At 68.5% G+C, this 15,894-nt stretch carries 13 protein-coding genes; 4 read left to right on the forward strand and 9 right to left on the reverse strand.

Annotated elements, in window-relative coordinates:
- Positions 1–116: 116 nt before the first annotated feature.
- The 3 genes from ACM6LU_RS20835 (at position 117) to ACM6LU_RS20845 (ending at position 1,748) form a co-directional block, all read left to right on the forward strand.
- Positions 117–896 (forward strand): IclR family transcriptional regulator, encoded by a 780-nt coding sequence (locus tag ACM6LU_RS20835; protein ID WP_414939557.1) that lies wholly within the window; start codon positions 117–119, stop codon positions 894–896.
- Positions 897–948: 52 nt separating this feature from the next.
- Complete coding sequence (locus ACM6LU_RS20840) at positions 949–1,443, forward strand: GNAT family N-acetyltransferase (protein WP_414939384.1); 495 nt, start codon at positions 949–951, stop codon at positions 1,441–1,443.
- Between the two features lie 110 nt (positions 1,444–1,553).
- A complete protein-coding gene (locus ACM6LU_RS20845; RefSeq protein ID WP_414939385.1) occupies positions 1,554–1,748 on the forward strand; it encodes a hypothetical protein in 195 nt (64 codons plus the stop codon).
- Positions 1,749–2,570: 822 nt separating this feature from the next.
- Here the strand turns inward: ACM6LU_RS20845 and ACM6LU_RS20850 are convergent.
- The 9 genes from ACM6LU_RS20850 to ACM6LU_RS20890 form a co-directional block, all read right to left on the reverse strand.
- Positions 2,571–3,842 (reverse strand): aspartate aminotransferase family protein, encoded by a 1,272-nt coding sequence (locus ACM6LU_RS20850; protein ID WP_414939386.1) that lies wholly within the window; start codon positions 3,840–3,842, stop codon positions 2,571–2,573.
- Between the two features lie 715 nt (positions 3,843–4,557).
- A complete protein-coding gene (locus tag ACM6LU_RS20855) occupies positions 4,558–5,250 on the reverse strand; it encodes a GntR family transcriptional regulator (RefSeq protein WP_414939387.1) in 693 nt (230 codons plus the stop codon).
- Between the two features lie 4 nt (positions 5,251–5,254).
- Positions 5,255–6,040, reverse strand: coding sequence for an SDR family NAD(P)-dependent oxidoreductase (locus ACM6LU_RS20860; protein ID WP_414939388.1), 786 nt, complete (start codon positions 6,038–6,040; stop codon positions 5,255–5,257).
- A 2-nt stretch (positions 6,041–6,042) separates the two neighbouring features.
- Positions 6,043–7,740, reverse strand: coding sequence for a hydantoinase B/oxoprolinase family protein (locus tag ACM6LU_RS20865; RefSeq protein ID WP_414939389.1), 1,698 nt, complete (start codon positions 7,738–7,740; stop codon positions 6,043–6,045).
- On the reverse strand, positions 7,737–9,797 hold the full coding sequence (locus ACM6LU_RS20870; RefSeq protein ID WP_414939391.1) for a hydantoinase/oxoprolinase family protein: 2,061 nt from the start codon (positions 9,795–9,797) through the stop codon (positions 7,737–7,739). Before ACM6LU_RS20870 ends, ACM6LU_RS20865 begins: the two co-directional genes overlap by 4 nt.
- Positions 9,794–11,425 carry a thiamine pyrophosphate-binding protein gene (locus ACM6LU_RS20875; protein WP_414939392.1) on the reverse strand — a complete coding sequence of 544 codons (1,632 nt, stop codon included), beginning with the start codon at positions 11,423–11,425 and terminating at the stop codon, positions 9,794–9,796. The genes ACM6LU_RS20870 and ACM6LU_RS20875 overlap by 4 nt, the downstream gene beginning before the upstream one ends.
- 98 nt (positions 11,426–11,523) lie before the next feature.
- Complete coding sequence (locus ACM6LU_RS20880; protein ID WP_414939393.1) at positions 11,524–12,150, reverse strand: pyridoxamine 5'-phosphate oxidase family protein; 627 nt, start codon at positions 12,148–12,150, stop codon at positions 11,524–11,526.
- Entirely contained in the window at positions 12,143–13,300 is a 1,158-nt protein-coding gene (locus ACM6LU_RS20885; protein WP_414939394.1) for an NAD(P)/FAD-dependent oxidoreductase, read from the reverse strand. Before ACM6LU_RS20885 ends, ACM6LU_RS20880 begins: the two co-directional genes overlap by 8 nt.
- Positions 13,284–14,336: a glutathione S-transferase family protein gene (locus ACM6LU_RS20890; protein WP_414939395.1), complete on the reverse strand. Its 1,053-nt coding sequence runs from the start codon at positions 14,334–14,336 to the stop codon at positions 13,284–13,286. The genes ACM6LU_RS20885 and ACM6LU_RS20890 overlap by 17 nt, the downstream gene beginning before the upstream one ends.
- Before the next feature lie 95 nt (positions 14,337–14,431).
- Here ACM6LU_RS20890 and ACM6LU_RS20895 point away from each other — a divergent pair, with 95 nt between their 5' ends.
- Positions 14,432–15,811 (forward strand): WS/DGAT/MGAT family O-acyltransferase, encoded by a 1,380-nt coding sequence (locus ACM6LU_RS20895; protein WP_414939396.1) that lies wholly within the window; start codon positions 14,432–14,434, stop codon positions 15,809–15,811.
- Positions 15,812–15,894: the final 83 nt, after the last annotated feature.

The raw sequence follows: 15,894 nt of genomic DNA on the forward strand, positions 1-15,894 counted from the left end.
CCATGGTCCGAACCCGGCAGGAAGTCCGCTTGTTCGTGGACCAAAGACCCTGGTCCGCAATTCACACAATGTGCTACTTTCTTGACTCTTTGTGATTGCCCCGGCGAGAGGTCGAGATGACGCCTGCCGCACGATCCCTGGACTCCACCGCTCCCCCGAAACGCACCCCCGGCGCCAGCAGCTCACGGAAAGTACTGCAGCTGCTGCTCTCCTTTTCCGAACGGCGCTGGGACGCGAGCGTCGCCGAACTGGCCGCGAGGATCGGTACCCCGGTCGCCACGACGTACCGCTATGTCGCACTACTGAAGGAACTACAGCTTTTGGAGGAGGGCAGGACCGGGCGCTATCACGTGACGAGCCAGGTGATGCCGCTCGCGCGGGCCGCCCAGCTGGCCAACGATCTCGCCAGGCTGGCGCGTCCGGCGATGGAGGAGGCCGCACGCGACCTCGGCGAGACCGTCCTGCTGTTCCAGCATTTCGGTGACGCGGCGGTCTGCGCGGACCGGGTCGAATGCGAACGCGCGATGCGCTTCACCTTCCAGCCCGGCCATTCCGTCCCGCTCGGCGCGGGCGCGTCGGGCAAGATGCTGCTCGCCATGCTGCCGGAAGGCGAACGCGAAAGGCGGCTTTCGTCGATCGTCCAGCGTCGCGGGCCGACCGTGCGGGAAGAGGTCAAACGCGCTCATCTCAACCGGTATTCGGTCAGCTGGGGCGAACTGGACGACGGCGTCTGGTCGTGTTCGGTGCCGATCCCGAGCACCGGGCATCGGCCCGCGGTGCTGAGCCTGGCCGCCCCCGCGACGCGGATCAGCGACGACGCGAAACGGGCCGCCATCGTCACCCTTCAGTCGTACGCGGGCAGGATCCATCGGGCCGTTTCGTCGTTTTCCCTCTGAAGCGGCGGAAATTCGCGCGCGATCACTCTCGCGGCGGGGTAGAACTCGATCCGTGATCCGACTCGCCGTGCCCGAAGACCTGCCCGTGCTCCAGGACATCGAACGCGCCGCGGGCGAACCGTTCCGCGCGCTCGGCATGGCCGCGATCGCCGACGACGACCCGCCCTCGCTCGCGGACCTCGCGGCCTACCGGAGCGCGGGGCGCGCCTGGGTCCTCGACGACGGGAACGGCCCGGTGGCGTACCTGCTCGCCGAGGTCGTCGACAGCTACGGCCACATCGAGCAGGTGTCCGTCCATCCGGACCACGCGCGACAGGGTCTCGGGCGGCGACTGATCGAGCACGCCTCGGAGTGGGCCTCGCGCGAAGGACTCGCGGGGCTGACGCTGACGACGTACGCCGAGGTGCCGTGGAACGCGCCGTACTACGCCCGGCTCGGCTTCGTGACGCTCGGCGAGGAGGCTCTCACCGAGGGGCTGCGAGCCATCCGAAGCCACGAAATCGCCCGCGGGCTGGACGCGTGGCCGAGAGTGACCATGCGGCGATGACCCGTGCGGGGGGTTCGGTTGGCCACGTCTATCGAACGTGTGTTCTACTGTCCGCGCCGGCCCCGGAGGGGGAAGCTCCGCGGGCCGGCACCGGAGCAGAGGAGACACGGATGGCGGTCAAGATCACCCATCTCACCAATGGCCAGCAGGTGCGCTTCGCCAACGCGGACGGCGCCCGGCGCTACGCCGAGATCATGGGCGGCGGGGTCGACAAGTGGCGGTTCACCGTGGTCAGCGGGTATGAACTCCCGGAATTGTCGGGGCGGGTGGTTAATGTGCCGGTATGGCGTATGACTTCCAGGTAGTACCGAGGCCGTCCGCGTGGTTCACCATCGCGGACCCCGAGGGCACCGAACTCCGCCTCTGCTGAGGCGGGCCCACGCGGGCCCGTCGCACTGGGGGTGTCATGAAGGGACCTGGTCCCGTCGGCTGCGCCCTTCATGACCGAGCGCGAGGCCCTCGTGCGCGTCACACTCCGCGTCCCTGATCGCGGAGGTGATGCCATGAAGGGGCCTTCCATAGCGAAATTCGCCGTGAAAGGCCCCTTCATTGCGTTTTGCATCCGTAGGAGGTGGCGCACAAGGGGGCACTGTGTGGATTTTGGGACGTCAGAGGTCCCAAAATCCACACGGTCACGATGCTCGCCGGGGTTCCGAGGCTCGCGAGGTGGTGAAGGCCTCCTTCACGGACTTGGAAGTCAGGGTCCGGCAAAGTCGAGATTTTGCAGGTCAGACGGCTCTTCGTCGCTGTGTGAGGCTGACGATGTAGGAGTTGGGATGTTGAGTGTCCCCATTCCTCTCGTCGCGGGGGTCACACCGGTTGCGGAGCTTGATCGACAGAGTTTCCGGGACATGCCCCCTCCGGCACCCACTCGGCCCTTGCGGGCACCAGAAACGTCAAGCCCGGACTACCGCCAGCAACCCTGCGACATAGCCGGGACCCTGACTGTGTTACCCAGCGTCTTTCCCAAGCGCAGAGCCTGCTGGAATCGACCGACCTCCCGGTGGGGAGGATCGCGAAGCTCAGCGGCCTTGGCACCACTTCCTCAAACAGGCCGGCGTCTCGCCCGGCGCCTACCGGAACGCGTTCCGGTAGGCGGCCACAGGTGACCGCCGTCGCCGGGTGACTCAGCCGAGGCGGTCCAGCGCACGCGGCAAGGCCGAAGCGAGCAGGCCCAGTTCGGCCTCTCCGGCGATCAATGGCGGCGAGACCGCGATCCCCTTGGCCAGGTTCCGCACCAGGACGCCTTCCTCCCGCGCGATCCGCTGCAACCGGTTCGGCGCAGCGGCGTCGGACGCCAGGAAGTCGGCCTTCAGTTCCACCGCGCCGAGGAAACCCAGCCCGGCCCGCACCTGGCCGACCAACGGGTGTGACGCCAGCCCGGAAAGCGCGTCCGCCAGCGGTTTCTCCAGTTCCCGCCCGCGCGGAATGAGCCCGTCACGCTCGTAGATGTCCAGCGTCGCGTTCCCCGCCGCGCAGGCGACCGGATGCCCCGCGTAGGTCGCGCCGTGCCGCAACACCGGCGCACCCGGCTTGCCGGTGAAGAAGGGCTCGGCCACCTTCGGCGAGACGATCAGCGCGCCCAACGGGATCGTCCCGCCGGTGATGCCCTTCGCCGTGGTGATCATGTCCGGTTTCACCGGCCACCGGTCGATCCCGAACCAGGTCCCCAGGCGCCCGAACGCGGCGATCACGCAGTCCGCGACGAACAGCACGCCGTGCTGGCGGCAGATCTCGGCGACCGTCTCGAGGTAACCCTCCGGCGGCAGCAGGACCCCACCCGCGCCGATCACCGGTTCACAGAAGAACGCCGCGACCCGCTCCGGGCCCACCCGCTGGATCTCCGCTTCGAGCGCTTCGGCGCTGTCGTACGGCACGTGCGAGATGTCGCCCGGCAGCGGCCCGAAGCCCACGGCGTTGGCCGCGATGCCTCCGACGGCCGTGCCGAAACCGTGCGTGCCGTGGTAACCCTGCACTCGCCCGATGACGTGCACCTTCTCCGGGCGCCCGGTATGCGCGAAATACGATCGTGCGATCTTGACCGCGGTGTCGATGACGTCACCGCCGCCCGAGCCGAAGAACACCTTCGAACCCGGTTCCGGTGCGAGCGCGGAGACCCGCTCGGCGAGTTTCAGCGCGGGCTCGTTGGCGTTGTAGCCGAACAGGTTGTACGAATCGAGCGTCCGCAGCTGGTCCGCGACGGCCTGCGCGATCTCCTCGCGCCCGTGCCCGAAATTCGCGTACCAGAGCGACGCGGTCGCGTCGAAATAGCGCTTCCCCTCGTCGTCCCAGACGTAGGAACCCTCACCGCGGGTGATGACCAGCCGGTCGCCATCGACCGCCCCCATGTCCGCGAAGGGATGCCACAGCGGATTGTGCGCGGACGCCGACGACACCATGATCTTCCTCCTTGTGCTCGTGCCCCCATCCTCACCCGGATCCGGCCGCGGCGCGAACACTCCATCGTGCACAGTTCACCGCGCGGACCTGTCCGGTATGTCAGCGCGACCGTCGGCGGATTCCGACCCCATCCCCCGGCCCTTGACCCGCGCCCGTCGATCCTGTTGTTTGATGCGTGAGTTTGTTCAGAGTTGAGCATTCTGAACGAACTATGCGTCGTCTCGCTGGCGCGCTCGTCGCCGCCTGGCCAGAGGGCTGAAACGCCCCGGGACTGGGCTGGCGAGTGACGCGCGTGCGATGTGCTTTTCACCCTGGGTAAGGAGCAGTTGTGGCGATCCGCCCCCCACGCAGCGACGGAGACTGCTCCCCGAGCCTTCCATCCGTGCGGCGCCCGAAGGACTCTCAAGGCAGTGAAGGCCTCCTTTCCCTACCTTGAGAGCAGGGTTTCGGCAAAGTCGCGCAACTGCAGTTCAGTGCCGCTCTTGGCGATCCGGGCCTGGACTCGTCAAGTGTCCGGAATGGGTTGGGTCGGGGTGGTCGCGAGTGGCGATTCGTGCCAGAGCCATGAGTGTCTTGGGTAGCTACTGTCACTTTCGGGACGTCTGATGTCGCGAAAGTGGCTTCCGCGACACCGGGGGGCGGCCGCGCTTGACCACCATCTCGACTTTGCCGGGGCCCTGCCTTGAGAGTAGGGAAGGAGGCTTTCACGGACGCTCAGCCTCGACGGTCGTAAAAGGCCAGAAGCTGCTTCTCCGCATCCCGCAGGTACTTCTCCAACGCCGCCTCCGCGGGCCCGAAACGCCCTCGCTCCAGATCTCGCAGGATCCGCTCGTGCCGCTCCAGGAACGGTTCGAAGAACGTACGCGTGTTCTCCGCCAGCACGAAGAAGAGCCGCGTCTCCGCCAGCACCTGGCGCATCGTCGTGCTGACCCGCTCACTGCCCGCCAGGTCGCCGATCGCCTGATGGAACGCGATGCTCGCGGTCCCGACCACCTGCCAGTCACCTTCGTCCGCCGCGGCGAGACCTTCCTCCACCGCGCGGGCGATGCCCGAAAGATCCACAGTGGACAGTTCGGACGCACGCCGCAGCGCACCGCATTCGGTGACCCGCCGCATGACGTAGAGGTCCGAGATGTCCTGCGCGGTCAGCTCCCGGACGAACACGCCACGGTTGAGTTCGTGCACCGCGAGCCGTTCGTGCGCCAGCAACTGGAACGACTCGCGCAGGGTGTTGCGCGACACGCCGAGCGCGGCGCTGATCGACGGCTCGGAAAGCCTCGACCCCGGCGGGAAAACACCTTCGGTGATGCGCTGGCGCAGGATCCCGGCGACCCGTTCCGCCGTCCCGCTCCGTTCGAGCAGGGGCCGGTCGCCGGCCAGTGTCTCCTCGGCGGCAGGAGTGGACATGGCGCTACCTGACGCCGAGTTCGAAGTCGAGACTGTACCGGTTGCCGGGCATGGCGCCGGCGGCCTTGGCACCGTCGATCGGGAGCGCGACCCCGTTGATGAACCGGGATTCGTCGCTCGCCAGGAAGACGACGGCCTTCGCGACTTCCCACGCTTCGCCGACCCGTCCGGCGGGTGTGCTCGCGGTCAGTTGGTGTTGCTCGGTCTCGAATTCCTCCGGGGAGGCGAGCGTGCCGCGCAACATGTCGGTGTCGATCGCGCCCGGGTTGACCGTGTTCGCCCGGATCCCCTGGTGTGCGTGCGCGACGGCGATCGATTTCATCATGCCGACCAGCGCGTGCTTGGTGGCGTTGTACACCGGGTCGCCGGGGCGGCCCATCACGCCGCCGTTGGACGACGTCGTGATGATGCTGCCCGCCTTGTTCGCGATCATGTGCGGCAGGACGGCTCGCGTGCCGAGGAAGGCGGCCCGCACGTTCAGCGCGAAGATGTTGTCGAACTCCGCCGGCGTGGTGTCCGTCAGCGGCTTTCCGAGGTGGATGCCGACGTTGTTGAACAGCACGTCGACCCGGCCGGTTTCGGCCAGCACCCCGCGCACGAACTCATCGACCGGCACCTCGTCGGTGGCGTCCACAAGGGAGTGTCGGGCACCGTCGACGAATTCCGCGGGTTCGCGGATGTCACTGGAGAACACAGTCGCGCCCTCGGCTACGAACTCCTTCACAGTGGCGAGACCGATACCCCTCGCGCCGCCGAAGACCACCGCGACCTTGCCGGCCAGCCGCCCCATGCTCATCTCTTCCCTCTGTAGTCTTCCGGAAGCCGCACCAGCGCCCCGGGTTCTCCGTGATAGGTGACCTCGACGCCGTACAGTTCGCGCGCTGCTTCCACCGAGACGTAGCCATCGACGACGTCGGCGAGCACGGCCTCCGGCTCCCGGTCGAACGGATCGCCGTATCCGCCACCGCCGGGCAGGATCACGTCCACGACGTCGTCCGGCCGCAGGTTCACCCGGCTCTTCGACGGCAGGTCTGTCCCACCGCAGAGCCCGAACCGGCCGACGGCGCCGTCATGCCCCGAGTCCACACCGGACGCCGGTCGAAGCACTCGATCGACGTTCCCGTTGACACTCCACGAGATCTCGCCGCGTGGCGCAATCGACGTGCGCTGGCCGAGGCCGCCGCGTCGTCGTCCGGCGCCGCCGGAATCCGCTCTCAGCACGCGTTCGCACTGGATCAGCGGCGCCATCGTCTCGATGATCTCGGTCGGAGTGGACCGCAGTCCACTCGGGAACCCGGTGGTGCTGAGACCGTCCTTCGTGGCCCGTGCGCCGATCCCGCCGGTCTGGAAGACGTTGAGCATGAACTCGTCGCCCGCCGCGTCGGCGCCGCGCCAGATCGTCATCCACAACGCGTCCGCGCTGTGCGCCAACGCGTTGCCCGGTAACGCTTCATGGAGCGCGGTGATCAACAGCGACGGCAGGAAGTGCCCGATCAGGTGCCGGGACGCGACCGGCGCGGGCGGCGTGCAGTTGAGCACCGATCCCTCCGGGGCGGTGACGTGCACCGGCCGGAACGAACCCGCGTTGTGCGGCACTTCCGGGGAAATGGCCGCCTTGACCGCGAACGAGGCGTACGCCCGCGTGTAGTTGAGGACGACGTTGATCCCGCGACGGCTCTGCGGCGACGACCCGCCGAAGTCGAGGCGGATCTCGTCGCCGTCGATGGTCACGGTGATCTTGAGGACGACCTCTTCGTCGTCGAACCCGTCGGTCACCAGTTCGCTGGTGTGGGTGCCGTCCGGCAGTTTCGCCAGCGCTTCCCGCAAGGCGCGCTCGGAGCGGTTCATGATCTCGGCGGCGACGTCGTCGAGCGACTCCAGTTCGAATTCCTCCAGCAACCGAACCAGACTCGCGGCGCCGACCTCGTTCCCCGTGACCTGGGCGTACAGGTCGCCGATGGTCCCTTCCGGGGTGCGGACGTTCGCGCGGATCAGCAGTTCGAGATCCGCGTTGACCTCGCCCGCGCGGAAGAACTTCATGATCGGCAGGCGCAAACCCTCTTCGAAGACCTCGTTGGCTTCGGCCGAAACGAGCCGGCCACCGATATCCGGCGCGTGGCAACAGGAAGCGAACCACGCGACCAGTCGTCCACGCAGGAACACCGGCGTGGCGACGGTGATGTCGTTGATCTGCCCCGCCGTCTGCCACGGATCGTTGGTGAGCAGGACATCGCCGGGCACCAGGGTGTCCGGCGGATACGCGGTGACGAAGTGGTGCATCCCGGTCGCCATCGCGTTGATGTGGCCGGGAGTCCCACCGACGGACTGGCCGATCATCTCGCCGCGCGAGTCGAATACCGCGCAGGCGAGATCGAGCGACTCCCGCACCACGGAGGAGAAGGCCGTGTTGACGGGGGCGTTCTGCTGCTCGGCCAGAATCGAGTGCAGGCGGTTTCCCAGCACACCCACGAGGATCGGGTCGACGCTCACACCGTCACCACCAGACTGGCGTCTCCGCCGACCACGCACCGAGCGCCCGGAGGAATGACCACGGTGGACTCGCGCTCCTCGACGATGGCCGGACCCTCGACGCGATCACCTGGCTCGAGCCGGTATCGATCGAACACAGCCGTGTCGACAAATCCACCCTCGGCGGGGAAGTACGCCGGACGGCTGCCCTTGCGCGCGTCACCTTCGGCCGTGGCGACCGCGAGTCTCAGGGTGACCTCGGGTACCGGACCGCTCGACACGACACGCCAGTTGAGCACCTCGATGGCGACGTCCGGCCCGGTCCGCCGATACAGCGTCCGATAGGTCTCGGTGAACGCGTCGACCAGCGACTCCGGCCGGTTCCCCGGCTCGACCGGCACGCGGATCTCGTAACCCTGCCCGGAATACCGCATCTCGGCGATCCGACGGTGCGTCACCCGCGCACCGTCCACACCGGACTTCCCCAGCAGTTCCCTGCCCTCGGCCTCCATCTCGGCGAACAGCGCGCCGACCTGCTCCCCGGAGAGATCGAGTACCGCCGAACGCGCCGAGCGCACGAAGTCGAAGGCCAGCGGCGCGGTGAGGAATCCCGCCGCACTCAGTACTCCAGCCGCCGGAGGGGCGACCACCTTGGGTGCGCCGAGCGCCCGCGCCACGCCGACGCCGTGCACCGGCCCGGCGCCGCCGAAAGTGAACATCGGCAGCTTCCCCGGATCCTTGCCACGTTCGACGGCGTGGACGCGGGCGGCGTTGGCCATGTCCTCGTTGACGCTGGTGTGGATACCCCAGGAGGCCTCTTCGACACTGACGCCGAGCGGTCCGGCGATCTTCGAGCGGATCGCCTCTCGCGCGCCTTCGGCGTCCAAAGTCATTCCGCCACCGAGGAAATACGCGGGATCCAGGTAGCCGAGCACGAGATCCGCGTCGGTCACGGTGGGTTCGGTGCCGCCCCGCCCGTAGCAGACCGGGCCGGGCTCGGAACCGGCTGAATCCGGGCCGACGGTGAGCAGGCCGAGCGCGTCGATGCGGGCGATCGAGCCGCCGCCGACGCCGATCTCGATCATGTCGGTGACCGGCACCTTGACCGGCAGCCCGGATCCCGGCAGCAGCCGGTACTTCCGGTCTACTTCGAACTCGTGCGTCACCAGCGGGGCACCGCCGGCGATCAGGCACAGTTTCGCCGTCGTGCCACCCATGTCGAAGGACAGTAGATCCTCGACACCGGCGCCCGCCCCGATCGCGGAGGCGGCCAGTGCCCCGCCCGCCGGGCCGGATTCGAGGATGCGGATCGGGTAGCGCGCGGCCGTGTCGACGGTCGCGATCCCGCCGTTGGACAGCATGATGTGCGGCGACGGCCGGACCCCGGCCTTGTGCGAGCGCCGTTCCAGGTCGCGCAGGTAGCGTTCGGTGAGGTCCTGGACGTAGACATTGGCGACCGTGGTCGACGCACGTTCGAACTCGCGGATCTCCGGGACGACCTCGCTGGACAACGCGACCCGCAGCCGCGGCGCGACCTCCTCGAGCACTTCGGCCGCCCGCCGTTCATGTGCGGGATTCGTGAAGGCGTGCAGGAAACAGATCGCCACCGCGTCGATCCCGCGGGCGTCGAGTTCACGGCCGAGACGAGCGACGTAGTCCTCGTCCAGTCCGGTGTGGACGGTCCCGTCGGCGAGGATCCGCTCGGGGACGTCGAACCGCAGGTGGCGCGGAACCAGCGGGGCGGGGAGTTCGATGAGCAGGTCGTAAAGTTCGTACCGGTGCTCACGCCGCATCTCCAGCACGTCGCGGAATCCGGCGGTCGCCAGCAGCGCGGTGCGCGATCCCTTGCGTTCGATCAGCGCGTTCGTGACCAGCGTGGTGCCGTGCACGAACTGCTCGACGTCGGCCGCGTCCAGCCCAGCGTCGGCGAGTGTCCTTTTGAGACCTTCCTCGACCGCGCGGGCGGGCTCGTCGTGCGTCGTCAACACCTTGCCGACAGCGATGACACCGGTCTCGTCGAGCACGCAGAGATCGGTGAACGTGCCGCCGATGTCCACACCGACGCGGAGGCCGGTCACGAAGAACCCTTGCGGTACCAGCGCGGCGAGGTGTTGAGCGGCGGTGCCATCTTCGCGCGCACGACCAGCACGTTCGGCTCGTCGGACTCGACGAACTCGCCGAGCAACCGCCGGAACGCGCGCCCGAACCCGGAGACGCGACCCGCGTGCACCCCGAAAGACCGTGCGAGGCCGACGAAATCGGGGCTGTCCCAGTCGACGCCGCGGCGCGGCACCCCGGCGCGGTCCTGGTCGTACCGGAGCATCCCGTAGCCGCCGTCGTCGACGATGATCACCGTGACCGGCAGCTGTTCCTGCGCCAGCGTGGCGAGATCGCCGCAGCCGAACAGGAAACCGCCGTCACCGCTGATACAGATCGCGCGCCCGACGTCCGCCGCACCGGCGCCGAGCGCGGCCGGGAAGCCGTAGCCGAGTGTGCCCCAGCCCATCGGGTACGCGAGTTTGCGCGGGGCGCGGACGCGATGGAACCCGCCGATCCAGTACCCGGCCACGCACATGTCCGCGACCACGACGGCGTCCTGGGGCAGCACTTCGTCCAAAGTGGACAGCAGGTCCGCTGCCTGCGGCTCCTCTTCCTTGATCCGCTGCCGGACCCGCGCGGAGACCTTGGCGAGCCTGCCGACGAGCGCCGCGATCCCTGGCCGTTCCTCCACTTTCAGCGCCTCGGTGAGCACGCGGGCGTCACCGACCAGCGTGATGTCCGGCTGGTAGTTCTTGGCCGCGTCGTCCGGGTCGACGTTGATCGCGATGAGCTTCTTCGGCGGCGGCATCAGCCAGTTCTGCGTCATCAGCCCGTCGAAGTCGGTGCCGATGGCGAGGACGACGTCGGCCTCGTCCCACAGCGCGCCGACTTCGGGCGCGTGCACCGGGTTCGGGGCGAGACAGGGGTGGTCGGCCGACAGGAGCCCTCGGGCGCCGAAAGTCGTGAGCACCGGGGCGGCCAGCCGTTCGGCGAGTTTCCCGATCGCCTCACCCGCCGCGGCGCGCAGCGCGCCGCCGCCCGCCCAGATCACCGGCCGCTCGGCGGTGGCCAGCAGCGCTTCGGCCTCGGAGAGGTCGGGGATCTCGAACGGCCGGGCGTGCGACCTCGGCGGACGACGGGCAGGCGTCCGCTCCGACAGGAAGTCGGTGGGGATGCCGAGGTAGACCGGCCCGCTCTGCGGCTGAAGCGCGAGCCGGGCCGCGCGGTGCAGGGTGGCGGCGACCTGGTCGGCGCTCTGGACGGTGAACCCGGCCTTGGTGACCGGCGCGAACATCGCCTGCTGGTCCGACGTCTCGTGCAGGACACCGCGGACCACGCCCGGGCGCCGCAGCGTGGACGGGATGTCGGTCGCGATGACCAGCATCGGCGCGGCCGAGGCCATCGCCTCGCCGACGGCGGCGAGCGTGTTCGCCGCGCCGGGCCCCGTGGTCACCATGGCGATGCCGAGTTTCCCGGTCGCGCGGGCATAACCGTCGGCGGCGTACCCGGCCGTCTGCTCGTGCCGGACCCCGATGAGCCGGATTTCCGTATCGGCCAGCGCCTCCCATAACGGCAGGTTGTGCACCCCGGGGAGACCGAAGACGACTTCGGTCCCCAGAGCGGTCAGCGCGTCGGCCAGATGCTGGGCTCCGGTGGGTGAAGGCACCCCGCCGATAGTGCCAGATCGTTCAACGATCCAGCAACCGTGACCTACTGCCTCGTAAGTGGCAGGGATGGTTAGAACCGTCCTTACCGATCACGAGGTCAGTACAGACCGGCCGAATACCTGCTTGGCTCGTAATACGCCTCCAGGTCGGCCACACTGTCCTCCGGCCGCTCGAAGGTCTTGGAGATGACCGCCCTGGACGGCAACGCGCCGGGCGTCCAGGTCTCGGGCGACCAGAGCTTCGACCGCATGAACGCCTTCTGGCAATGATGGAAGATCTCGTCGATGTCGACCACCAGCGCGAGCTTCGGCCTGCTTCCCTGCACGATCATGTCGTCGAAGAACGGCGCCTCCCGCACCAGCCGCGCGCGGCCGTTGATCCGCAGCGTGTCGCCGCGGCCCGGGATCAGGTAGATCAGCCCGACGTGCGGGTTCGACAGCACGTTGCGGAACCCGTCGGCGCGGCGGTTGCCGGGACGCTCCGGGATCGCGATCCGCGTGTCATCCACTACCAGCGTGAACCCGGCGGGATCGCCCTTCGGCGAGACGTCGCAGGTGCCGTCCGCCGACGACGTCGCGATCAGCACGAACGGCGACTCCGCCAGCCACCGCCGGTCCATCTCGTGCAGCTTGGGCCGTGCCTTGTTCGCCGTCCGTTCCAGCGGCGGCGGCAGGATCTCCCGCAGCTCCGCCTCGGTGGTGACCTCGATGAACCCGTCAGACAATGTTGTGCTCCTTCGTCGAGGCCCGGTCGCCGGTGAAGCGGCGCACGTCGAGGCCGGTGATGTCGATGGCCGGGACCCGCCCCAGGTAGAGGTCCCGCACGAGCTCTCCCACGGCCGGGCCCATCTGGAACCCGTGTCCCGAAAACCCCGTCGCGTAGAAGAACCGTGACAGGTGGACGCTTTCCCCCACGATCTGGTTGCGGTCAGGGGTGACTTCGTACAGCCCGGCCCAGCCGCCGCGGATCCCCGCGCCGAGCACGGCGGGCACCCGCCGCGCGGCGATCTCGGCGAGTTTCGGCAGCCAGTCGCCCGGCTGGTATCGGGTGTCGAACCCGGGATCGCCGTCACCGTCGCAGAAGGACATCGCCAGGCCGAGGCCCTCACGGTGGAAGTAGAACGCCGACGGCATCTCGATGGTCAGCGGCACGGATTCGGGCAGGCCTGCGACCGGGCCGGTGAACACGACCTGACGGCGGAACGGCCGCACCGGGAGGTCGACACCGGCGAGTTCGCCGACCCGCCCCGACCACGCCCCCGCCGCGCAGACCACCGCCCCCGTCGACGCGATGCCTTCGCTGGTCCGGACGCCGGTGATCTCGTCGCCGTCGCGTTCGATCCCGACGACTTCGACACCGGTCTTCAACATCGCGCCGTGCGCGCGGGCCGCCCGCGCGTAGCCCTGGACCGCGGAGTCCGGGGTGGCCTTGGCGTCGTCCGGCGACCACAGCGCCGCGACCACACCTTCGGTGTCGATCAGCGGGGAGAGCCGCCGCGCTTCGGCCGGTTCGACGAGCCGGCTGCGCACACCGTAGGAGTTCTGCAGTTCGGCACAGCGCTCGAACTCCGGCAGGTCCGCGGGGTCGGTGACCAGGTACAGGTAGCCGTCGCGGCGAAAGTCGATCTCCGCCCCGTACGTCTCGGTGAAGGAGGCGTACTCGGCCAGGCCGCGCAGCCCGATCTCGATGTTGACCCTGGTGGTGAACGACGACCGGATCCCGCCGGCCGCCTTCCCCGTCGAGCCAGCGCCCAGGCTGTCGCGTTCGAGCAGCAGCACCGAGACACCGGCGGCGGCGAGCCGGTACGCGCAGCTGACCCCGATGATGCCGCCGCCGATCACGACGACGTCGGTGCGTTCAGGAAGTGGCTCCATCCGGTTCCCCGATCCGTTCGTCCTCGGGCGGCGGCCCCGGCGGTGTGCCGTCGCCGAACGGGCGCCCGCCCAGCCGCTCCCGGTGATGCGGCGCCGCCCAGCCGGACAGCTCCGGTCCGAGTGGGACGATCCGCGTCGGGTTCACCTGCTCGTGCACCGCGTGGTAGTGCCGCTTGATGTGGTCGAAGTCGACGGTGTCACCGAAGCCCGGCGTTTGGAAGAGGTCGCGGGCATAGGCCCACAGCACCGGCATTTCGGCCAGTTTGTTCCGGTTGCACTTGAAATGCCCGTGATAGACCGGATCGAAGCGGACGAGCGTGGTGAACAACCGGATGTCCGCCTCGGTGATCGTGTCACCGACGAGGTAGCGCTGGTGTTCCAGCCGCTCGGAAAGCACGTCCAGCATGGCGAAGAGCCGGGTGTACGCGTCTTCGTACGCGGCCTGCCCGGTCGCGAAACCGGCCTGGTAGACGGCGGCGTTGACATCGGCGAAGACCCCCACGTTGACGGCGTCGATCTCGTCGCGCAGCCGCTCGGGATAGAGGTCGGGCGCGCCGGGCCGGTGAAGGCTGGTCCATTCGGTGGAGAAATCGAGCGTGATCCGCGGATAGTCGTTGCTCACGAGCCGCTTGCTCGGAATGTCCACAATGGCCGGAACGCTGATCCCGCCCATGTAGTGCGGATCCGCGGCGTGATAGGCCTCGGCCAGGTACTTGATGCCCAAGACCGGGTCCCGGTCATCGGGATCGAGGGTGAACCGCCAGCTCTTGTCGTCCTGGATCGGGTCGGCGACGGCGACGCCCAGCGCGGGCTCGAGACCGAGGAGCCGCCGGACGATCAGCCCCCGGCTCGCCCAGGGACAGGCCCGGCTCACCACCAGCCGGTGTCTTCCCGCCTCCACCGGCCAGCCTTCGCGGCCGTCGGCGGTGACGCGCGCGTCGAAATGGTTGGCGGACCGACGGAACTCTCCTGTGGGGTTCTCGGCGGGAAAACGTGCCTCGAACCTGCCCGTCTTCGGATCGGTCGGGATCGTCATGTCAGTCACGCTAAAGCGTGAGAAGGTGGTTGCGGTGTGCGTAGACTCTCGCACCCGGCGTGCTCGCACGCCGCCGCGCGGAAGGTGGTCCGACGATGCCGTTCATGCCCGTGACCGACTCGATGTTCCTTCTCGTGGAGACGCGCGAACATCCCATGCACGTCGGCGGGCTGCAGCTGTTCAAGAAACCCGAGGACGCCGGACCCGACTACCTGCGTGACGTCCGCCGGAAGCTGCTCGATTCCGACAACATGCGCTCGGTGTTCCGGCGTCGTCCCGCCCGGCCGGTCAACACCGCCGGGCACATCGCCTGGGCGACGGATGTCGATCTCGAACTCGACTACCACTTCCGGCATTCGGCGCTGCCCCAGCCCGGCCGGATCCGCGAACTGCTGGAACTGACCGGACGCTGGCACAGCACCCTGCTCGACAGGCACCGCCCGCTGTGGGAGATCCACCTGGTGGAGGGCCTGCAGGACGGCCGGTTCGCGCTCTACAGCAAGATCCACCACGCGCTGATGGACGGCGTCTCGGCGCTGCGGCATCTGCAGGGCACGCTGTCGGACGACCCGAACGACCTGGACTGTCCGCCGCCGTGGGGCCGACGGCCCAAACCGGACGGCGGCCACAACGGCAAGGCGCCCCCCTCCCTGTTCCAGACCATGGGCAAGACGGTCAACCAGCTCGCCGGCATCGCCCCCGCCGCGCTGAAGGTGGCGCGGGAGGCGTACCAGGAACACAAGCTCACGCTGCCGTCACAGGCGCCGAAGACGATGCTGAACGTGCCGATCGGCGGGGCCCGGCGGTTCGCCGCACAGTCGTGGTCGCTGGACCGGGTGCGCAAGGTGGCGACCGCCGCCGGGGTATCGCGCAACGACGTCGTCCTCGCGATGTGCTCGGGCGCGCTGCGGGACTACCTGATCGAACAGAACGCCCTTCCCGACGCGCCACTGACCGCGATGGTTCCGGTTTCCCTGCGACGCAAGGACAGTGGTGACGCGGCGGGCAACAACATCGGCGCGCTGCTGTGCAACCTCGCCACCCATCTCACCGATCCGGCCGCGCGGCTCGCGGCGATCAACGCGTCCATGCGCAACGGGAAGAAGCTCTTCTCGGAGCTGACCCCGCTGCAGACGCTGCTGCTGTCGGGGATCAACGTCGCCCAGCTCGGCGTGTCACCGATCCCTGGCTTCGTGAACAACACGAAACCGCCGTTCAACCTGGTGATCTCCAACGTGCCGGGGCCGCGCAAGCAGATGTACTGGAACGGCGCGTCGCTCGACGGCATCTACCCGGCGTCGGTCCTGCTCGACGGGCAGGCGCTGAACATCACGCTGACCAGCAACGGGGACAACCTGGACTTCGGCATCACCGGCTGCCGCCGGAGCGTCCCGCATCTGCAGCGCATCCTGACCCATCTGGACACCGCGCTCGCCGAACTCGAACACGCGGTCTCCGCCTCCTCCCGCAATTAGTCCTCTAGTTGCGGTCCTTGCACACGCAACTACCGCAACCAGTCCTCTACTTGCGGCGGTGAACCGCAAGTAGAGGACTAATT

Source organism: Amycolatopsis sp. cmx-11-51 (assembly GCF_047608665.1).
Lineage (GTDB): Bacteria > Actinomycetota > Actinomycetes > Mycobacteriales > Pseudonocardiaceae > Amycolatopsis.

What these genes read in the sequence shown, in the direction of transcription:
- ACM6LU_RS20855 (WP_414939387.1), bottom strand. Translation starts at nt 5,250, where the DNA reads ATGTCCACTCCTGCCGCCGAGGAGACACTGGCCGGCGACCGGCCCCTG.
- ACM6LU_RS20835 (WP_414939557.1), top strand. Translation starts at nt 117, where the DNA reads ATGACGCCTGCCGCACGATCCCTGGACTCCACCGCTCCCCCGAAACGC.
- ACM6LU_RS20845 (WP_414939385.1), top strand. Translation starts at nt 1,554, where the DNA reads ATGGCGGTCAAGATCACCCATCTCACCAATGGCCAGCAGGTGCGCTTC.
- ACM6LU_RS20860 (WP_414939388.1), bottom strand. Translation starts at nt 6,040, where the DNA reads ATGGGGCGGCTGGCCGGCAAGGTCGCGGTGGTCTTCGGCGGCGCGAGG.
- ACM6LU_RS20850 (WP_414939386.1), bottom strand. Translation starts at nt 3,842, where the DNA reads ATGGTGTCGTCGGCGTCCGCGCACAATCCGCTGTGGCATCCCTTCGCG.
- ACM6LU_RS20890 (WP_414939395.1), bottom strand. Translation starts at nt 14,336, where the DNA reads ATGACGATCCCGACCGATCCGAAGACGGGCAGGTTCGAGGCACGTTTT.
- ACM6LU_RS20895 (WP_414939396.1), top strand. Translation starts at nt 14,432, where the DNA reads ATGCCGTTCATGCCCGTGACCGACTCGATGTTCCTTCTCGTGGAGACG.
- ACM6LU_RS20885 (WP_414939394.1), bottom strand. Translation starts at nt 13,300, where the DNA reads ATGGAGCCACTTCCTGAACGCACCGACGTCGTCGTGATCGGCGGCGGC.